The organism is Lysinibacillus sp. ACHW1.5 (assembly GCF_022014815.1).
In the GTDB taxonomy this organism is placed as follows: domain Bacteria; phylum Bacillota; class Bacilli; order Bacillales_A; family Planococcaceae; genus Lysinibacillus; species Lysinibacillus capsici.
Genome location: NZ_CP091777.1, coordinates 408,584 through 426,325, shown reverse-complemented (window position 1 = coordinate 426,325; position 17,742 = coordinate 408,584). Strand labels below are relative to the sequence as shown.

Here is a 17,742-nt window from a genome sequence, read left to right as displayed (position 1 = left end):
TTTTCTTTGCATCGTTAATTTCTTGGGGGTAATTTATAAAACTTCCCTTTGGATAAATAAGCTTTCACAACTTTCCACCATGAACTAGGGGCTTCCTTCGGAGGAGACTTCTTCTTTGGCAATGCTGGCATGCGCATGATCACGACTCCTTTCTTAAAGCTTATTAATATTATATGAAGATAGTAGGTGATTATGATAAAAAAGGGTGATGAGTTAATATTAAATACCTCTCATCACCCTTTTTTCTATTGTTTTACATAATAATCAATTTGCTGTGCTTTCATAAAGCCTGCTTTTTCATAGACAGAAAGTGCTTTTTTATTGTCTACTTCTACATCTAGCATGACAAATGCTGCACCAACCTTACTCGCATAATCCTTTGAAAAGGAAAGAAGGGCTGTCCCAATACCTTGTCCTTCACAATTTGGATGTACAGCAAGTGCTGTGACCCACTGGATTTCATTTTCCTTCGCTGTAGTCACTGTGCCAACAACTGCACCATCTCTGTAAGCAACCCAAAGCTCTCTTCCATTTGTTGATGTATTAAAAGCAATAAGCTCTTCTGATTCTTCGGGTAGATCTCCAAAAGCCTCACAATAAATAGTAATCAATTCAGCTTGCTCTCCGTTATAGGCTTGTATATTTATATCACCTCGTAACGTAACAGGCTCTGCTTTTGTTTCTAAAGTCGTTTCTGAAAAACTATAGGTAAAACCTTTGTTTTCAATAAATGTATGCCCATAAGGAGAACCATCAATTACTACAGCTAATTGACCCTCTGCCCCTCTTTCTTTTAGCCCAACTTGTATACCATCAACTAACGCAGTTCCAATACCCTTTTGTCGATATGCAGGTGTCACCACTAATGACCACTCATATGTATGAAGCCCCATTAAGTCGATAGCACTAGCAGCACCAACTAGTAAATCCTTATCATCCTCATACGCTAGTACCATAAAGCCTTTATTCTCGAAAGATCCTGCCATTGGTACGTTCATAATGGTTTCATATACTCGATAATCTTGAACTGTTGCTTCTTCACATAATAACTTTACTTCTTTCAATGTTTCTCCATCTAATGGAAAAGACACTGTCATCACTGAAATATTCATCATTTACTCCGTTCCTGTAACAGACTATTGCCCTATTGTAGCAAGAATGAAAATAAGCTGGCAACAAAATATATTATTACCTGCTATTAATCAAAATTTTACTTCAAATAATAGAAAAATAAAAGGATTTATACTATAAAAAGTCAGTAAAATGACTGAAATTTACTAGAAATAATAGCTATAATATAATATACTAATTTTCCAAAAATAGAGATATTTATTCTGTTACAAACTATTACTTTTAAACTATATATCGCTTCCTATTTTAGTATTTTTTTATAATAATTGTACCATTTATTCAAATTAAGAACATTTTTAATTCGATAAAAAGAGCAACTTCAAATGAAATTGCTCTTTTTCCATCTATTCCTCAAGATGGTGTGAGGATGAATGCAGCATTTGTGCATAAAGACCGCCTGATTCGATTAGCTTTTGCTGAGGTCCAGCCTCCACTAATTCCCCTTTATGCATAACTAAGACTATATCGGCATTATGGACAGTATTTAAACGATGTGCGATCACAAAGCTGGTGCGCCCTTGCATTAACGTATCGAGAGCCTCTTGTATCGCCAGCTCTGTCACAGTATCGATACTGCTTGTTGCTTCATCCAATAGTAAAATTTTTGGATCAGCAATAAGAGCCCTTGCTATAGAAAGTAATTGCTTTTGGCCTTGGGAAATCTCGCGTCCATCCGCAGCAAGAATAGTATCATATCCATCCTTTAGTTTCATTATGAAATCATGTGCATTAGCTTGCTTGGCCGCCTCTTCAATCTCTGCATCACTCGCATCCAGTCTACCATATCGGATATTCTCGCGAACAGAAGCCTCAAACAAAAATGGATCCTGTAAAACAAAAGCCATCTGTGAACGAAGGGATTGTCGATCAATTTGCTGTACATTTATACCATCAAATAATACCTCTCCCTTTGAGACCTCATAAAATCTTGCAATAAGTTGAAGGATTGTCGTTTTACCAGCCCCAGTTGCACCAACAAGCGCTACCGTTTGACCAGGTTCCACTTTAAAGTCTACATTTTTTAGTGTGTATCCTTCTTCTTCTAGTTCATATTTAAAGTACACCTGCTTAAACGATACATGTCCCAACAGCTGATGCTTTTGTGCTGACACATTTTCTGCCTCTGGTTGTTCATCAAGTAAGGCAAATACACGTTCTGCACCAGCAATGGCTGACAGTACCGTATTAAACTGGTTTGCTAAATCATTTAAAGGACGTGTAAATTGTCGTGCATATTCAGTGAATATAACAATTACCCCTATCGATACATGTCCATATAACGCAAGGACTCCTCCTACGCCTGCTACAATGGTAAAGCTTATGTTATTTAAGAAGTTCATAACCTTAGGAATATAACCTGAATATGTCTGTGCCCAAAAACCAGTTCTTTTTAAGCGCAAACTTTTTTCACGAAATTCTGCTTTCATTCGCTCCTCTTGTGAAAATGCCTTTACAATCCGCTGTCCTGAAATGGTTTCTTCTATCATCCCATTTAAGGCGCCAATAGCTACCTGCTGTTCTTTAAACAGTGGTGCTGTACGACGTGTAATCCATCGCATCGCCCAAAACATCAGTGGAATAATGATCATCGTCAGAACTGTCAGCAATGGGCTTAAACTGAGCATAATAATGACGGTTCCTCCAAGCGTAAGTACACTTGAAAATACCTGAATAAAGGAACTGTTCAATGTTGAGCTGACAGCTTCAATATCATTCGTCATTCTACTCATCAATTCGCCATGCTGACGACGATCAAAGAATGCCACTGGCAGTCGTTGAAAATGAGTAAATACACTTGTCCTTAATCTATAGATCGTTTGCTGGGCGATGCCAATCATCCAATAGTTTTGTAGGAAAAGTGAAACGGCTAATAACACATAAATACCAATTAATAAGCCAATCCCCTTACCTAAGCCTGAAAGCTCGCCATGCATAACATAGTGATCAATCATTTGACCGATTACATAAGGACCAACCAAAGCTAATATGGAGCTAATCATCACTAATAAGAGCACGACAATGAGCAGTGCACGTTGTTCGTCGACAATTTTCCATAACCGCAGCAATGTGCTTCGCCAATCAGCTGCACGTGGCCCCTTCTTTTTCTTCACAACCTGTTTGAGATCATCTTTTGTCAAAAGCGGTTCATAGCCAAAAGGTTTCTGGAAAAATCCCATTAATCCTCCACCTCCTGTTGAGAGATAGCTATTTTTTTATAAAGCGAGGAAGTCTCTAAAAGCTCTTCATGTGTGCCATAAGCAACTACTTTTCCAGCATCAATCAGTAAAATGCGATCTGCACCTTTAGCTGTACGTATTTTTTGCGTAACAACAAGCATCGTTGCTTTTTCTTCACTCAGTGCCGCCCACAAAGACTGTTCAGTTTTAACATCTAAAGCACTTGTACTATCATCAAGCATTAAAATATGTCCTTTTCTCAAAAGGGCTCTAGCTATAGATAACCTCTGCTTTTGCCCCCCCGATAAATTAACACCTTTTTGCCCAACCTTGGTATCATAACCATTTGGAAAATCTTCAACAGATGCATGAATTTGCGCCTGCATTGTAGCCTGTAATACAGCATCCATTTCAGCCTGTGTATCTCCCCAACGCACATTATCTGCAATACTTCCTGTAAATAACAATGACTGCTGAGGGACATAGCCAATCACTTCCCGCAACTCTTGTAAATCCCAATGTTGAACATCCTGACCTTCCACAAGTATTCTGCCTTGCGTTACTTCATAGAACCGGGGAATGAGTTGTAATAATGTTGATTTCCCTGCACCAGTTGCCCCCATAATCGCTAGTTTCTCGCCAGACTTAACTTGAAAGCTCACATCTGACAGAACAGGAACATCCCCTCCTGGATAAGTAAAACTAACATGGTCAAAGGTTAATTCTCCATACTGTGTTGCATGACCTACTTCTTCTAAAAGGGACGTATCTTCAACCTCATTTTCAATGGAAAGGATTTCTGCCATACGTTCTGCAGATGCCTTCGCACGTGCGTAGAAGATAATAATAAAAGCGAACATTGAAAATGAGCCTGTCATACGCATTGCATAATTCACAATAGCCACAATATCACCAAGTGGCGTTGTTCCTGTAGCAATTTGTTTTGTACCAAACCATAAAACTGCGAGCAGACTCATATTCATAATAAACAAAAGAACCGGCATAATATATTCCATTATGCGTAATGCCTTCACAGTATCAACCTTTAACCGTACTGCAACTTCATCAAAGCGTGTAGCCTCATATGCCCCTCTTAAGTAAGCCTTTACTAACCGTATCGCCTGTAAATTCTCCTGTAAAACTCTGTTTAAACGATCCACCCTCTTTTGTACACGCCCAAAATAAGTCACACCTTTTGCCACCATAAAAATAAGAAAAATAAAAATGATCGGTGCACCAATAACTAAAAATAAAGCTAATTTCGGATTTACGACAAAAGCCATAATAATGCTTCCTATCACAGCAAGTGGCGCTCGAAGCATAATACGCAAGCTCATAAACAGCACAGTTTGTACTTGTGTGACATCATTTGTTAATCGAGTAATAAGCGATGCAGTGGAGAATTTTTGATAGGTTGCTAGCGTAAAGGATTGAATCCTATCAAACATGGCATTTCGAAGATCATACGAAAAGCTTTGAGCTGTATGTGAAGAAAAATAAGAATTAATAACGCCCGCCAGAAAGGCAACGAAAGATAGCCCAAGTAAAACAGCCCCCCATTGCAAAACCATTCCTTGATCTTGTGCCCTTACTCCCTCGTCGATTATTTTTGCCATAATGAGTGGCTGCACAAGCTCAACAAATAACTCTAAAAGCATTAAACATAAAGCAAAAATAGCTGTCCATTTATATGGCTTTACATAGGAAAAAACCTCTTTCATATTCTTTCCCCCTTGTTGGTAGATAAAATTTAAAGGCAGTCAAAAACTACTAACACTATAGTATATTTATGCTTTCTCTCCCGCTATTGAAAGCCACGTTACACAAACAAGCATAACGAATACTCCTATTAATTGCCAAAAACCTAATGAAGTACCAAAAACAATAACAGAAATAACCATCGCAGTTAATGGCTCAATACTAGAAAGAATGCTCGTTTCAACTGCTGTGATGTATTTCATACTACTTAAAAACAATATAAAAGCTACTGTTCCAAAAAATATTAAAGTAACTAATAACATTAAAATTTTAAAATCTACTAGAACAACCCATTGACTGGACTGCTGCCAAACACGGCTTACTAAGCCTAAAGTGAAGCCACCCACCAACATCCCCCAGCCCACTACTAAAAGCACACTCCACTCCTTCATTAAGCGTGCAGGATACAAGGTGTAAAATGCAAATGTTAAGCCTACTCCTACTCCCCACAACAAGGCTTTTGGACTAATAAGTAAACTTTCAAATGATGCATTCGTTAGTAACAGAAATAACCCTATAAGGGTACCAATAATACCTAACACTTGATATTTTGGTGGCCATTTCTTTAAACTAAGAGAGACATACGCGACAACAAATATTGGCGCTAAAAACTGTAGTAAGGTAGCAAGCACAGCATTACTTTCATTAATTGCAGCAACAAATGTAAATTGGACACCAAGCATACCTGCAATACCAAAAACTATGAGTTGCCTCCCCCATAGCTTGTGCTGCCAAATTCCAAAAATATTTTTTCCTGTTAACAATAAATATGTAAGTAGTAATATACCTGCAACCGATAAACGGATTGTTAACATAAAGGATACAGTCAAAGGTGTATGATTCAGCAACCACTCCATTAAAGGGCCAGTTGCTCCCCATAACATAGCACCTGAGACGATAAATATTATTCCTTTTAAACGTTTCATACCAATCCTGCTTCCTATATACGTACTAAAAATTGTTACTTTTCTTCAAAACATTTCTTGTACTTCACTAGAAAAGTCCTATTATTTTTTACTATCAAATATTTACAAATATATTCATAATGACTAATTCCCGATTATTATCTATAATATTAGTATATATTGATTACCCAAGGAGATCGAATAATCATGAGTCATATGCATAAATCATTTACGATTGATGAACATTATTTAAATTCACTTCCTTTTCCTGCAATTATCATTAATCAAGATGGACAAGCAACAGTCTGGGGAAAGAGTGCTGAACATCTGATTGGCTTATCAGCTAATGATATTAAAGGAAATACTACTCCATCTATACACGAAAATCTACTGCGTCAGCTTCCTGTTGAAACATTTCAATCTATTTTACAAAATGAGGACAGTACGTATCTAGAAAAAATTCAAGTACACACAACTTCAAATGCAGAAATAACAACAGCTCTGCTAGCTAAACCTTTTACAGATGAGGGAGAGCGTTTTATTCTATTGATTTTTATGCTACCAGAATTAATGACGCAGGCTATCTCTCAATGCAATACCTTTGTAAATCTTAAGCAAGGTTTAGATGCGACCTTTATGACTGTTACACTCGATCACGATGGATTTATCTTGGAATGTAATAATGAATTTCTAAAAACAAGCCAATGGACACCAAAGCGTGTTATCGGCAAAACCTTTTGGCAACTGTTCCCTGATAATGAAGTGAGTGAAAAAATAACACATACGATCTGGCGTAATTTAAATAATGGTCATACATGGCAGGGAGAAGTTGAAAAAATCACAAAAACGGGGCAATCCTATTGGGTGCTACTAACGGCTATCCCTCTCTTTAATCTTGAAACAAATGAACAACAATTTATCCTAATTGAAAAGGATGTAACAAAATCAAAAACGATTCAACACCAACTCGAAAAAATTGCTTACATCGATACAGAAACTGGTTTGATGAATGCACATCGACTTGAAAAAGTAATCACCAATATGATTGACGATGAGAGACACTTTTCATTTGTTTATCTAAGTATTGATAAATTTTATACACTTAAAGAATTACATGATCAACAAATCGATCAAAGCCTGATTGTTGAATTTACAAATCGTATAAAAATGTATTTCCAAGATAGCACGATGGCTCGTATAAATGAAAATGATTTTGTTGTCATCACGCCTTTAAGTGAATGGTTTATTCAAGGCTTTTTATCTTACTTACAACAACATCCGATTTACAGCGGCAATATTGCTGTACCAATTTCTATAAGTGGCGGCATAACTAGATATCCTGAGGATCAAACAACATTCTCTCAGCTTATGAAGGCATCCATTGCTACTATTTCAACAGTCCGTGAGGCTGGCGGAGATAAAATTGTTTCTTTATCAACAGCAACACATAAAGCTTTAAATCGTAAAGCATTAATTGAAAAGCGCTTACTCCAAGCACTTGACCAAAAAAACTTGAAGGTACTCTATCAGCCACAAATCGATGTGTATGCTGGAAAAGTTACTGCTGTGGAAGCACTGGTACGTTGGGAAGATGAGGTAATAGGTGTCGTAACGCCTGATGAGTTAATTCCTATCGCTGAAGAAACAGGTCTAATTAATAATATTGGGTCCTTCATGCTGGAAAGGGCTTGTGAACAAGCATTACTTTGGAAAAAGGCTGGCTATGATTTAAAAGTATCTATTAACTCTTCTGTACGCGAATTCCGTGATAAGAATATGGCAAAATCTATACTTGAAATGATTACAAAAACAGGTTGTCCAGCGAACCTATTACAAATTGAGATTACTGAAAAATTTGCTTTAGAAGCTGAAGCCGCAACGTCTATTGCACAGCAAATGCGTAAGCTTGAAAACGAAGGCATTTCCTTTGTATTAGATGATTTCGGTACTGGCTACGGCTCATTTAGGTATATGCAAATTTTACCAATAAGTACATTAAAAATCGATCAAACGTTTACAAATTCACTCTTGAAATCCGAAAAGAGCCAAAAGCTTATGAATGGTATGGTTCAACTAGGTAAATCCATGGAATTGAAAGTGGTCGCTGAAGGTGTAGAAACAGCTGAACAAGCAGATCTATTAATTACTTATGGCTGTGATGCCATTCAGGGCTATTATATTAGCAAGCCTGTTACACCTGAAGAGATTGAACTATTATTGACTAAACAATAATTAAAGAAGAAGGAGACTGCGTCCATTTTGCACGCAGCCTCCTTCTATTTTTTATAAACCTTTTGTAATTTTACTTTACTTGAACGAACTGAGCGGAATATGAGTTGAATAATTACTTCTGCAAAAACTAGTCCAATAACAATAGCACCTGTAATTAAAAATGCCTTTAAGCCATATTGCAAGCCTTGTAAGTAATCATCCTCTACCACATTTCTCATTGCATTATAGGCCATGCCCCCTGGCACTAATGGTATAATTCCCCCAACAATGAAAATAATCATGGGTATTTTAAAACGTCTGGCATATAAATGAGCCACAATGGCAATGACAAATGAGCCAAAGAAAGAAGCTTTGACAACATCCATGCCTTGCTCTGTTAGAACGTAGTATATAATCCAGCCAATTACCCCAACGAGTCCGCAATGAAGTAGTGTTTTTCTAGGAACATTAAAAATAATGGCAATCCCCGCTGTCGCAAAAAAACTAACTATTAATTGTATAATAATATCCATCATATGCATATTGTCCGCCTCCTAAAATCCTAGTGTGACGGCAATTGCTGCACCAATAGCAAAGGCTGTTAAAAAGGCCTCTGCTCCCTTTGCCATCCCTGACATAAAATGACCTGCCATTAAATCACGAACAGCATTTGTAATCAAAATACCTGGTACGAGTGGCATGACGGAACTAATAATAATTTTATCAAGTTCAGTACCATAACCATACTTTACTGCAAAGAAGGCAACAAAGCCGAGGACGAGTGATGCTGTAAATTCAGAAAAAAACTTTACCCTTGTTAAATGATTAATGATTATAAGTACTAGGAAACCTAGCCCACCTGCTAAAAAAGCTACCGGAAAATCTGACCATCCACCCTTAAACATAATAAGGAAACAACCACTAGCAAGCGCAGCTGCCAAAACTTGCAAATAAGTTGGTAAAAAATAATTTGTTTTTTGTATCGACTTTAACTCGTCATAAGCTTCTTCTAATGTTATGATTTGAGATGTGAGTCTACGAGATACTGAATTTACCAAGGCGATTTTTTGCAAATCTGTAACCCTACTGGGAATTGATGTAATTCTTGTTGGCTGTGTCTTGCCTAACGAAAAAATGATGCCAGTTGGTGTGGCATAACATTGAGCATTCGGCATATTTTGAGAATGTGCCATACGTAGCATCGTATCCTCTACGCGGTATGTTTCTGCACCACTTTCAATCATAATGCGTCCTGCAAGCAACAAACAGTCAATCGTAAGTTCATTATCCGCATCTTGTAAGACCATTGCAGCTATCTGCCTCCTTCAAAAAGGTTCCTTGCCAATATTAACGAACTGCCAATAAAAACTCAACTGAAAATTTTTCATAAGCAATGGATTATCTTTCAATTTATTTTTACAGTTACACTAATATTACGCATGTGTTTTTTCTATTTTAGTAGGTATTTTACAACCTCTTAAATAGAAGTACAACTACAATTAATTCGCTGATTCTTGAAGAAAAAGTGACCTTAATAAATTTCCATAAAATTACATAAAAAGATTCTAGATTTGTATAACTTTTTTAATGACTGGCACGTCTGATTGTATAGAAAATAAAAAAAGAGGGGAGCGTATCCAAAACCATGCAGGAACGCAGAAAAAGACGCGGTCCAATAATTGATTTCTTATTACTTAGCCTTATTGTGACCTTAACAACTATTATACTTTTTATTATCCTTTCAAAGGATGACTTTAAGTTTCAAAAGATTAGTGCTTCAAAAGAATCCGAGACGGAATCGGTGAATAGTCATTTATCGACCGAAAGTTCTGCGTTTCCAGGCATACGTATTGTTACGGACGTTTCAAATGACAAACGAACACCATTTGCTATTCATTACCCGCAAACAGATAACGAGGTTTTTAATGATGCCGTATTACAATACATATCGGATTCAAAAGAAAACTATCTAACATCGATGAAGAAAAATAAAGATAAAGAAGCTATGGGTGAATTAAATATTAGTCTTGAAACTTTTCCATACCGAGAGCATTACTATTCCTTTGTGCTTACAAAAATGCTATATGTAGGTGGAGCCAATCACGAAGTCTCCACAAAAACATACTTCATTAACAACGAAACGGGCGAACAAATTACGATTCAAACGCTCTTACAAAATGATGAGAATAACTTATCTACGTTGGCTGTAAATGTTCGAAAGGATTTGCAAAAAAACCTCCAATTAAAGGATGAGCTTTTCAACGATGAACTATTAAAAGCTACAGAACCCAAATGGTCTAACTTCAATCGCTTTGCTATTGTTGACGATTCATTACAAATCTATTTCGATGAATATGAGATTGCTAGTGGAGCAGCAGGTACCCCAATAGTGAAACTACCCCTTTCGCTTATTAACCCATTGTTAGCCTCTGAATTTCAGATCGCAATGGAAAATGTAAAACCAATTAATCCACCACCAACTGGTGATCCGAATAAAAAACGTATTGCTTTAACATTTGATGATGGTCCACATCCAAAAGTGACGGAGCAAATTTTAAATATTCTCGATAAGTATCACGCAAAGGCTACTTTCTTCATGCTCGGTAGTCGTGTACAATACTATCCTGACATCGTAAAAGATGTTCTTGCGCGCGGTCATGAAATTGGAAACCATTCGTGGAACCACCCTGTCTTAACAAAGCTTACGCAGGAACAAGTGATGAAAGAATATAACACTACTGCCACTGAAATTGAGAAGGCAATCAATCAAGGTGCTACAGTTTTTAGACCACCATACGGTGCAACTAATGACACAATTAATGCTGAGATTCCTATCCCTGTTGTGCTATGGACAATTGACACATTGGATTGGAAACATCGAAATGCACAGCAGCTATTGCCACACGTAAAAAATAATTTACACAATAATGCCATTGTCTTAATGCATGATATTCATCAATCCACTGCAGACGGACTTGATGCTGTTCTTGCCTATTTACAAGAGCAGGGCTATGAATTTGTGACTGTGTCCGAGATACTGCCATATCGCCAATAGTATTTACAAAGAAAAAGTCCAATGAATTTCGATATTCATTGGACTTTTGCAATTATTTTATTGTTAAAGTATCTAAAGGCTTGAAGTCATTTAACTGATAGCTCTTCACTTCGTTACGCGCTATTGTATACAGCGTATCATCTATATAGACAACACGTTGTACAACCTGCTCCCAATTTTCATAGGCCTCATTATTATTACGATTGATTATATTTCCTTTCAATACAATCCCTTTCTCTGCAGTAATCTCATAAATTTGAGCACCATGACCTTGATAGACAACCTCGTCTCCCTTACCTGCCTCATACAGTACTACAGGGAAGCCAAAATAGTTGAATTCCTTATTGCGGAATAGCGCTTTAGGATTGTATTGCACTTCAGAGGAAGAACCTTTTCCACCAATTTTTACGGTTGATTGCTCTTTCGGATTTCGGAAATCTGATACATCAAATAGGGACATCTTCATATTGGTTGTCACAGTAAAATTACGTTTTGTATACGAATCATAGCGTTGCTCCGTATCATAACCAATACCAATTAAATGCTTATCATCTAATGGATGTAGGTAATTACTGAAGCCAGGAATCTTCAATTCCCCTAGTACTGCAGGCTTTTTCGGATTCGCTACATCAATGACAAATAGTGGATCCACTTGTTTAAATGTCACCACATATGCTTTTTCTCCCATAAATCTAGCTGAATATATCTTTTCTCCAGGCGCCATATCTTTTACTGAACCAAGCGGTTTTAAATGTTCATCCAAAATAAAGAGATGGTTATAGGAAGTACTTTTCTCATTCCACGTATTACCTTCTGTTGTAAAGATTCGGAAGTTCCCCTTATATTCATCCATTGAATACTGATTTAACACAGTTCCCTTTACTTCCGTACTTCCGACAAAGTTCAAAGTCGTTCCATCTACATTCCACTTGAAAATTTGAGTGTCGGCTGACCTCGGTAACCAAATCATATCCATGACGCGCTTTTCAGATGAAACATCAATATTACTTTCATACATTGGTGTCGTTAAATACAGGGCGTTCTCTGACATATAAAGACCACTACTTCCACCTAAATACCCTTTCGTATTGGCCGTTGTCTTAGCTCCATTTTTTAAATCGACAGCTGTAATTAAACTATAGGTACCATCCATCGTATTTGGTAAGATTGAGATTTTTTCTAAAGGCAGACTTTTGTACTCTGGCCCTGCCATACTATCAAATGTTTTAGGCTTTAAATCGGTTTTATTGTTTTCTTGTAGCATCCAGTAATTTGGATACATATTTCCGATTAAATATAATGTATCATTCGTTATGCGAATATCCTGCAAGAAGCCTTCTTGCCCAACATCACGTACATGCTTTGGATTGCTTGGATTTGAAATATCATAAATTGAGGCTGTTACCATAGCTGTGCCAGCTTTTTCAATATATTGATCCCCGATAGCAATTAATAGATTGTCATATAGGGCAAGCTTAGAAATATATTGGGAATCTTTTAATTTGATACTTGTAGCCACCTTTAAATTCTTAGGATCTTTAGCATTCACAACTGTAATGCTCTGATCTTTTGCAGTGTAAATAAAGCCATCTTTGACAACTACAATGTCTCCCTCTTCTACCCCTTCTACTTGATTATTAGTTGTAGACTCATTATTAGCGGTTGCTTTATCTTCACTTGCTGTACTTTGTAAGCTCTCTTCTTCTCTAACTTCTACTCTTTGAGTTGTTAACAACTTTTTAAAATACTGCTGTAACTCTTTCTCCGATTTAACGGCTGTTAATGTCTCGATAATTGTAAACGGGATTGTCTGCGAAGCTACATTCAGTCCGCCTTGTGCAAAGGCCTCCTTTTTTACATGCAATTGATAATTACCTGGTGCTAACTTATTGACCACTATCGTTTTTTGATCTTCCAACAATTCAATCGTTGCAGGTACTTTGCGTCCTTTTTCCGTAGTGATATAGACATATTCCTCAGTTATTTTGTTTTTCTTTAAAGCAACTGAAAAAGATGCTTGCCAGTTTTGTGTTGCCATACTTGCGCTAGCCGCCTTTGCCGTCACATCTGTATTCACTATCCATGTAAAAATTCCAGGCACGATAGCTAGAACGATTATCAGCATAATTGCGAACCATTTACTTTTCATCATTTTTCCTCTCCTTCATATACTTGTTTATTAATTAGACTAGTAAAAAAGAGGAAAGTTACATTTTTCTGAAATTTTCAAGTTAAGGCACTACCAAAAAAACGAGAGGGAAACACTTCCCTCTCGTTTATTCTTCAAATGGCCATTTAGGCAACATATTTTTTAATGGCTTATCTTGTCGTCTTCCCAATACATAATCTGCTTGCATAATAGTATGAATTTCGCGAGTCCCTTCATAAATGACTGGTGCTTTGGAGTTTCTTAAATAACGGGCAACTGGATACTCGTCTGAATAGCCATAGGCTCCATGAATCTGTACCGCATCATCCGCAGCCTTATTCGCAAAATCACAAGACTGCCATTTTGCCAATGATGTCTCTCGAGTATTTCGAACACCTTTATTTTTCAATTCTCCAACTCGATAGACAAGGAGACGACTCATTTGATAGCCTGCTTCCATATTAGCAATCATTTGTCCAACAAGCTGATGCTCACCAATAGGTTTACCAAATGTCTCCCGTTCATGGCAGTATTTCACACTAGCCTCTATGCAAGCTTGGATCAAACCAACAGCACCTGCTGCTACTGTAAATCGACCATTATCTAGCGCAGACATGGCAATTTTGAAACCCTCGCCCTCTTCACCAAGTCGGTTTTCAATTGGCACGCGTAAATCTTCAAAAAAGAGCTCACCTGTATTACCAGCACGAATACCATATTTTCCTTTAATCGCTTTAGATGTAAAACCAGCCATGGAACGTTCTACAATAAACGCACTAATTCCATGATGTTTCTTCGATTTGTCTGTATAGGCAAATACGATAAAGTTGTCTGCAATATCACATAAGGAGATCCACGTTTTTTGCCCATTGAGGATATAATGATCTCCATCACGGACAGCAGTTGTTGACATAGCAGCTACATCAGACCCAGCCCCAGGTTCTGTGAGACCAAAAGCTCCAATCCGTACACCTTTAGCTTGCGGAACAAGGTATCGCTGCTTTTGCTCTTCAGTCCCCCACTGCATTAAGGTCATGCTATTTAAACCTGTATGGACAGATACGGCTGTACGAAATGCCGTATCTCCCCGTTCAAGCTCCTCACATACGATAGCAAGTGCATTATAATCCATGCCACTACCTCCGTATTGTTCAGGAACACAAACCCCCATTAAGCCAAGCTCAGCAAGTCTGGACCAAATTTTAGCATCAAAGCCACCTTCAGCATCCCATTTTGCAATATAGGGAATGATTTCCTCATCAACAAACTGTCTTACTGTTTTTCTTAGCATTTCCTGTTCAGTGGACATTTCAAAGTTCATGGTCAGCACCTACCATTTCACAATCATAGCAGACTTATGTGATGTCTCTTTAATGACCACACCTCGTTTAGCCATCTCTTCAATATACGTATCACCTGGCACGATTGCTTCAGGCGGGAATACACCATGCTCTGTAATAGCACCGGCACCAATCATCTGAGCAACAACTGAAATCGTATTTGCCGTAGCACGTGCCATAGCTGTTTCATTAATAGTCATATCTTTACGTACAACCATTTCATATTCATATGTCACCTGCTGTTGGGCCTTTTCACCTGCTACAATAACACGTAACAATACAGCATCAGGTTTTGAGCCCAATTCAAGCTTCTTTTTGAGAGCCTCTCGTACGACTGCACGAACAGGCACTTCTTGATTATCCACTTCTACCTTATTCGCAGAATCAAGGAAGCCCAAGTCTGCTAAAAGTTTAAATTTCTCAGCATGGCCTTTATAACGGATGGTTTTATATTCTAATGTGCGGACATTTGGGAATGTCTTATACAATGTGGAGATACCACCAGATGTATAAAATGCCTCAAGCACACCGAAATCATCAAAATAAATAGGTTCAACGCCTGATAGGGATGGAACTTCTTCAAGCTTGCCCTTCTGTATCGTTTTTGAAGGCTCAGTATAATGATCGAAAACGCCATCTAAAGAAAATACGCGTGTATAATGAAGCGGAGGCTTTGGCTCAGTTGGAATACCACCAACAAATAGTTTAATAGATTCTACTTCGTCTAATTTTGAAGCACCATAGCCCGCTAGAATATTGATCATGCCAGGAGCAACACCTAGGTCAGGAATGATTGTAACACCTTTTGCCTTTGCTTCCTCATGTAAATCTAATATCTTCTCTGTAACGCCACCGATATGACCACCTAAATCAACGGAATGAACGCCTGCCTCAATAGCTGCTCTTGCTACTCGTTCATTGAACGAATAAAACAATGCATTGACGGCAACATCCCCCTTCGAAATAACGTTCATTAATGAATCGTCACGTTCTGCGTGTAGTTCTACCACTTCTACCTTATCTGTATCTAGCGTATCTACAAAGTCCTGTGCAACTTTTACATCGATATCACCTAAATACACGCGCTCCACTTTATCGTTTTTTATTAAATCACGAGCTACCTCTTTCCCCATTAAACCTGCACCTAATACAACAACTTTCATCAAGAACATCCCCTTTCGTTGATCTGTTACTCTGTATCGATTTGTGCTCTTTGTAATTTACCGCTGTAGTCTACATAAATACTCTTCCACTCTGTGTATACATCTAGGGCTGCTACACCTGAATCACGGTGTCCATTTCCTGTCCCTTTAGTACCTCCGAATGGCAAATGAATTTCAGCACCTGTTGTGCCAGCATTTACATAAACAATACCTGTATCTAAATCACGTTGTGCGCGAAAAATTGTATTGACATCTTGTGAGAATATTGAGCTAGATAAGCCAAATTTCACACCATTATTTACTTCAATTGCTTCTTCCAAACTTGCCACTTCAATTAGAGATACGACTGGACCAAAGATTTCTTCTTGAGCAATAATCATGTCAGGCTTCACATTTGTAAACAATGTTGGCTCATAATAGAACCCCTTATCATAAGGTGGTTCATTTAGTATCCTGCCACCTGCTAATAATGTAGCACCCTCTTGTTTACCTATCTGTACATAGTGATTAATTTTTTCCAATGCTGCTTTATTAATCACTGGCCCGATTTTTACTCCCTCATCTAGACCATCCCCAATTGTGAGCTTTTGCATTTCATCTAAGAGACGTTTCTCTAATTGTTCTTTTACATCTTTATGCACAATGACTCGGCTACATGCTGTACACCTTTGCCCAGCAGTACCAAATGCGCTCCATAAAATCCCTTCTGTAGCTAGCTGTAAATCAGCATCATTCATGACAATAACAGCATTTTTTCCACCCATCTCTAAAGAAACCTTTTTCAAATGCTTCCCGCCAAGCTCAGCTACTTTACTGCCTGTTGTTGTAGAACCCGTAAACGAAATAACCTTGACGTCAGGATGTTCAATTAATGCTGTGCCTACTGTAGGTCCTGTACCAAATACGATATTAGCGACACCATCTGGTAAGCCTACTTCCTCAAAGATTTTACCCATTTCATAGGCCATCATTGGAGTCTCATTAGACGGTTTCCAAATGAATGTATTCCCTGCAACAATGGCAGGAAATGACTTCCACGTGGCGATAGCAACAGGGAAATTCCAAGGTGTAATGAGTGCTACAACGCCTATAGGTGCCCTTACACTCATAGCAAATTTATTGGCAAGCTCAGACGGTGTTGTTTCACCAAACAATCTACGTCCTTCACCAGCCATATAGTATGCCATATCAATTCCTTCTTGAACTTCTCCTCTAGCCTCTTCAATGACCTTGCCCATCTCTTTTGTTAAAACGGTCGCCAAATGTTCTTTTTTCTCTTTCATTTTTTGACCGATGGCATATAAATAATCTGCACGTTTTGGTGCTGGTATAAGTGCCCAGCTCTTTTGTGCTTGTTTAGCAACAGCTACAGCCTCACCTACCTCGTTCGAAGTAGAGCGCGGAATGGTAGCAAGCTGCTCACCGTTTGCAGGGTTCGTCACTGCTATACTTTGTAAATGTGAATGTGTGATCCATTTACCACCGATATAGTTTTTAATCTCCACTACATACACCCCCTGAAATACTCTATGATGCCTCAGCTGTTGTACCAGTCGTATTCCATAGGTATAAGTCTATGAATTTAACCAGAATCCTTTTCGCCTTAGGATAATTGTGTCCGAGTAGTGGAGTGTGCTTGCACGTTTCACTATTCGTGACAGCTACCAGTGGCTTTATCTCCATACAATCAATAGGTGATCCCCACCAAAACAATAAATATCTCATTAGGAATCTTGGATGAACGGAGATAAAATATGTCAAAATTCCGAATTTTCAATATACACCACACCTTGTAATACTAGCATTTCAATAATAATCGGTGACAACTGCCAGAGGCTTTATTTCCACTTAAC

Annotated in this window: 12 protein-coding genes; 2 read left to right on the top strand and 10 right to left on the bottom strand. The window is 37.9% G+C overall.

What is annotated here, in order from left to right:
- Positions 1-245: 245 nt before the first annotated feature.
- The 4 genes from L6W14_RS02000 to L6W14_RS01985 form a co-directional block, all read right to left on the bottom strand.
- Positions 246-1,115 (bottom strand): GNAT family N-acetyltransferase, encoded by an 870-nt coding sequence (locus L6W14_RS02000; protein ID WP_237899187.1) that lies wholly within the window; start codon positions 1,113-1,115, stop codon positions 246-248.
- A gap of 360 nt (positions 1,116-1,475) precedes the next feature.
- Entirely contained in the window at positions 1,476-3,308 is a 1,833-nt protein-coding gene (locus L6W14_RS01995) for an ABC transporter ATP-binding protein (RefSeq protein ID WP_131520703.1), read from the bottom strand.
- Positions 3,308-5,029, bottom strand: coding sequence for an ABC transporter ATP-binding protein (locus tag L6W14_RS01990; protein ID WP_131520702.1), 1,722 nt, complete (start codon positions 5,027-5,029; stop codon positions 3,308-3,310). Before L6W14_RS01990 ends, L6W14_RS01995 begins: the two co-directional genes overlap by 1 nt.
- A 66-nt stretch (positions 5,030-5,095) precedes the next feature.
- A complete protein-coding gene (locus tag L6W14_RS01985; protein WP_131520701.1) occupies positions 5,096-5,992 on the bottom strand; it encodes a DMT family transporter in 897 nt (298 codons plus the stop codon).
- 186 nt (positions 5,993-6,178) lie between these two features.
- On the opposite strand from L6W14_RS01985, the gene L6W14_RS01980 reads away from it, so the two are divergent.
- Positions 6,179-8,203 (top strand): EAL domain-containing protein, encoded by a 2,025-nt coding sequence (locus L6W14_RS01980; protein WP_131520700.1) that lies wholly within the window; start codon positions 6,179-6,181, stop codon positions 8,201-8,203.
- A gap of 44 nt (positions 8,204-8,247) precedes the next feature.
- On the opposite strand, the gene L6W14_RS01975 is transcribed toward L6W14_RS01980, so the two are convergent.
- Together L6W14_RS01975 and L6W14_RS01970 are read right to left on the bottom strand one after the other, a co-directional pair.
- Complete coding sequence (locus L6W14_RS01975) at positions 8,248-8,724, bottom strand: threonine/serine exporter family protein (RefSeq protein ID WP_131520699.1); 477 nt, start codon at positions 8,722-8,724, stop codon at positions 8,248-8,250.
- Positions 8,725-8,736: 12 nt separating this feature from the next.
- Positions 8,737-9,489, bottom strand: a complete 753-nt coding sequence (locus L6W14_RS01970; RefSeq protein ID WP_131520698.1) for a threonine/serine exporter family protein — start codon at positions 9,487-9,489, stop codon at positions 8,737-8,739.
- 338 nt (positions 9,490-9,827) lie between these two features.
- Between L6W14_RS01970 and L6W14_RS01965 the strand changes: the two genes are divergently transcribed.
- Complete coding sequence (locus L6W14_RS01965; protein WP_131520697.1) at positions 9,828-11,237, top strand: polysaccharide deacetylase family protein; 1,410 nt, start codon at positions 9,828-9,830, stop codon at positions 11,235-11,237.
- 52 nt (positions 11,238-11,289) lie between these two features.
- Here the strand turns inward: L6W14_RS01965 and L6W14_RS01960 are convergent, their stop codons facing one another.
- From L6W14_RS01960 to L6W14_RS01945, 4 genes are all read right to left on the bottom strand, one after another.
- Entirely contained in the window at positions 11,290-13,389 is a 2,100-nt protein-coding gene (locus tag L6W14_RS01960) for a beta-propeller domain-containing protein (RefSeq protein ID WP_237899185.1), read from the bottom strand.
- A 124-nt stretch (positions 13,390-13,513) separates the two neighbouring features.
- Entirely contained in the window at positions 13,514-14,707 is a 1,194-nt protein-coding gene (locus L6W14_RS01955; protein ID WP_237899183.1) for an acyl-CoA dehydrogenase family protein, read from the bottom strand.
- Positions 14,708-14,716: 9 nt separating this feature from the next.
- Positions 14,717-15,889: a saccharopine dehydrogenase family protein gene (locus L6W14_RS01950; protein WP_131520695.1), complete on the bottom strand. Its 1,173-nt coding sequence runs from the start codon at positions 15,887-15,889 to the stop codon at positions 14,717-14,719.
- 26 nt (positions 15,890-15,915) lie between these two features.
- Positions 15,916-17,394 carry an aldehyde dehydrogenase family protein gene (locus tag L6W14_RS01945; protein ID WP_004229708.1) on the bottom strand — a complete coding sequence of 493 codons (1,479 nt, stop codon included), beginning with the start codon at positions 17,392-17,394 and terminating at the stop codon, positions 15,916-15,918.
- Positions 17,395-17,742 lie beyond the last annotated feature (348 nt).

Excerpts from the sequence above, each read along its gene's own strand:
- L6W14_RS01995 (WP_131520703.1), bottom strand. The coding sequence starts at position 3,308 with ATGGGATTTTTCCAGAAACCTTTTGGCTATGAACCGCTTTTGACAAAA.
- L6W14_RS01970 (WP_131520698.1), bottom strand. The coding sequence starts at position 9,489 with ATGGTCTTACAAGATGCGGATAATGAACTTACGATTGACTGTTTGTTG.
- L6W14_RS01965 (WP_131520697.1), top strand. The coding sequence starts at position 9,828 with ATGCAGGAACGCAGAAAAAGACGCGGTCCAATAATTGATTTCTTATTA.
- L6W14_RS01955 (WP_237899183.1), bottom strand. The coding sequence starts at position 14,707 with ATGAACTTTGAAATGTCCACTGAACAGGAAATGCTAAGAAAAACAGTA.
- L6W14_RS01950 (WP_131520695.1), bottom strand. The coding sequence starts at position 15,889 with ATGAAAGTTGTTGTATTAGGTGCAGGTTTAATGGGGAAAGAGGTAGCT.
- L6W14_RS01990 (WP_131520702.1), bottom strand. The coding sequence starts at position 5,029 with ATGAAAGAGGTTTTTTCCTATGTAAAGCCATATAAATGGACAGCTATT.
- L6W14_RS01980 (WP_131520700.1), top strand. The coding sequence starts at position 6,179 with ATGAGTCATATGCATAAATCATTTACGATTGATGAACATTATTTAAAT.
- L6W14_RS02000 (WP_237899187.1), bottom strand. The coding sequence starts at position 1,115 with ATGATGAATATTTCAGTGATGACAGTGTCTTTTCCATTAGATGGAGAA.
- L6W14_RS01960 (WP_237899185.1), bottom strand. The coding sequence starts at position 13,389 with ATGATGAAAAGTAAATGGTTCGCAATTATGCTGATAATCGTTCTAGCT.
- L6W14_RS01985 (WP_131520701.1), bottom strand. The coding sequence starts at position 5,992 with ATGAAACGTTTAAAAGGAATAATATTTATCGTCTCAGGTGCTATGTTA.
- L6W14_RS01975 (WP_131520699.1), bottom strand. The coding sequence starts at position 8,724 with ATGCATATGATGGATATTATTATACAATTAATAGTTAGTTTTTTTGCG.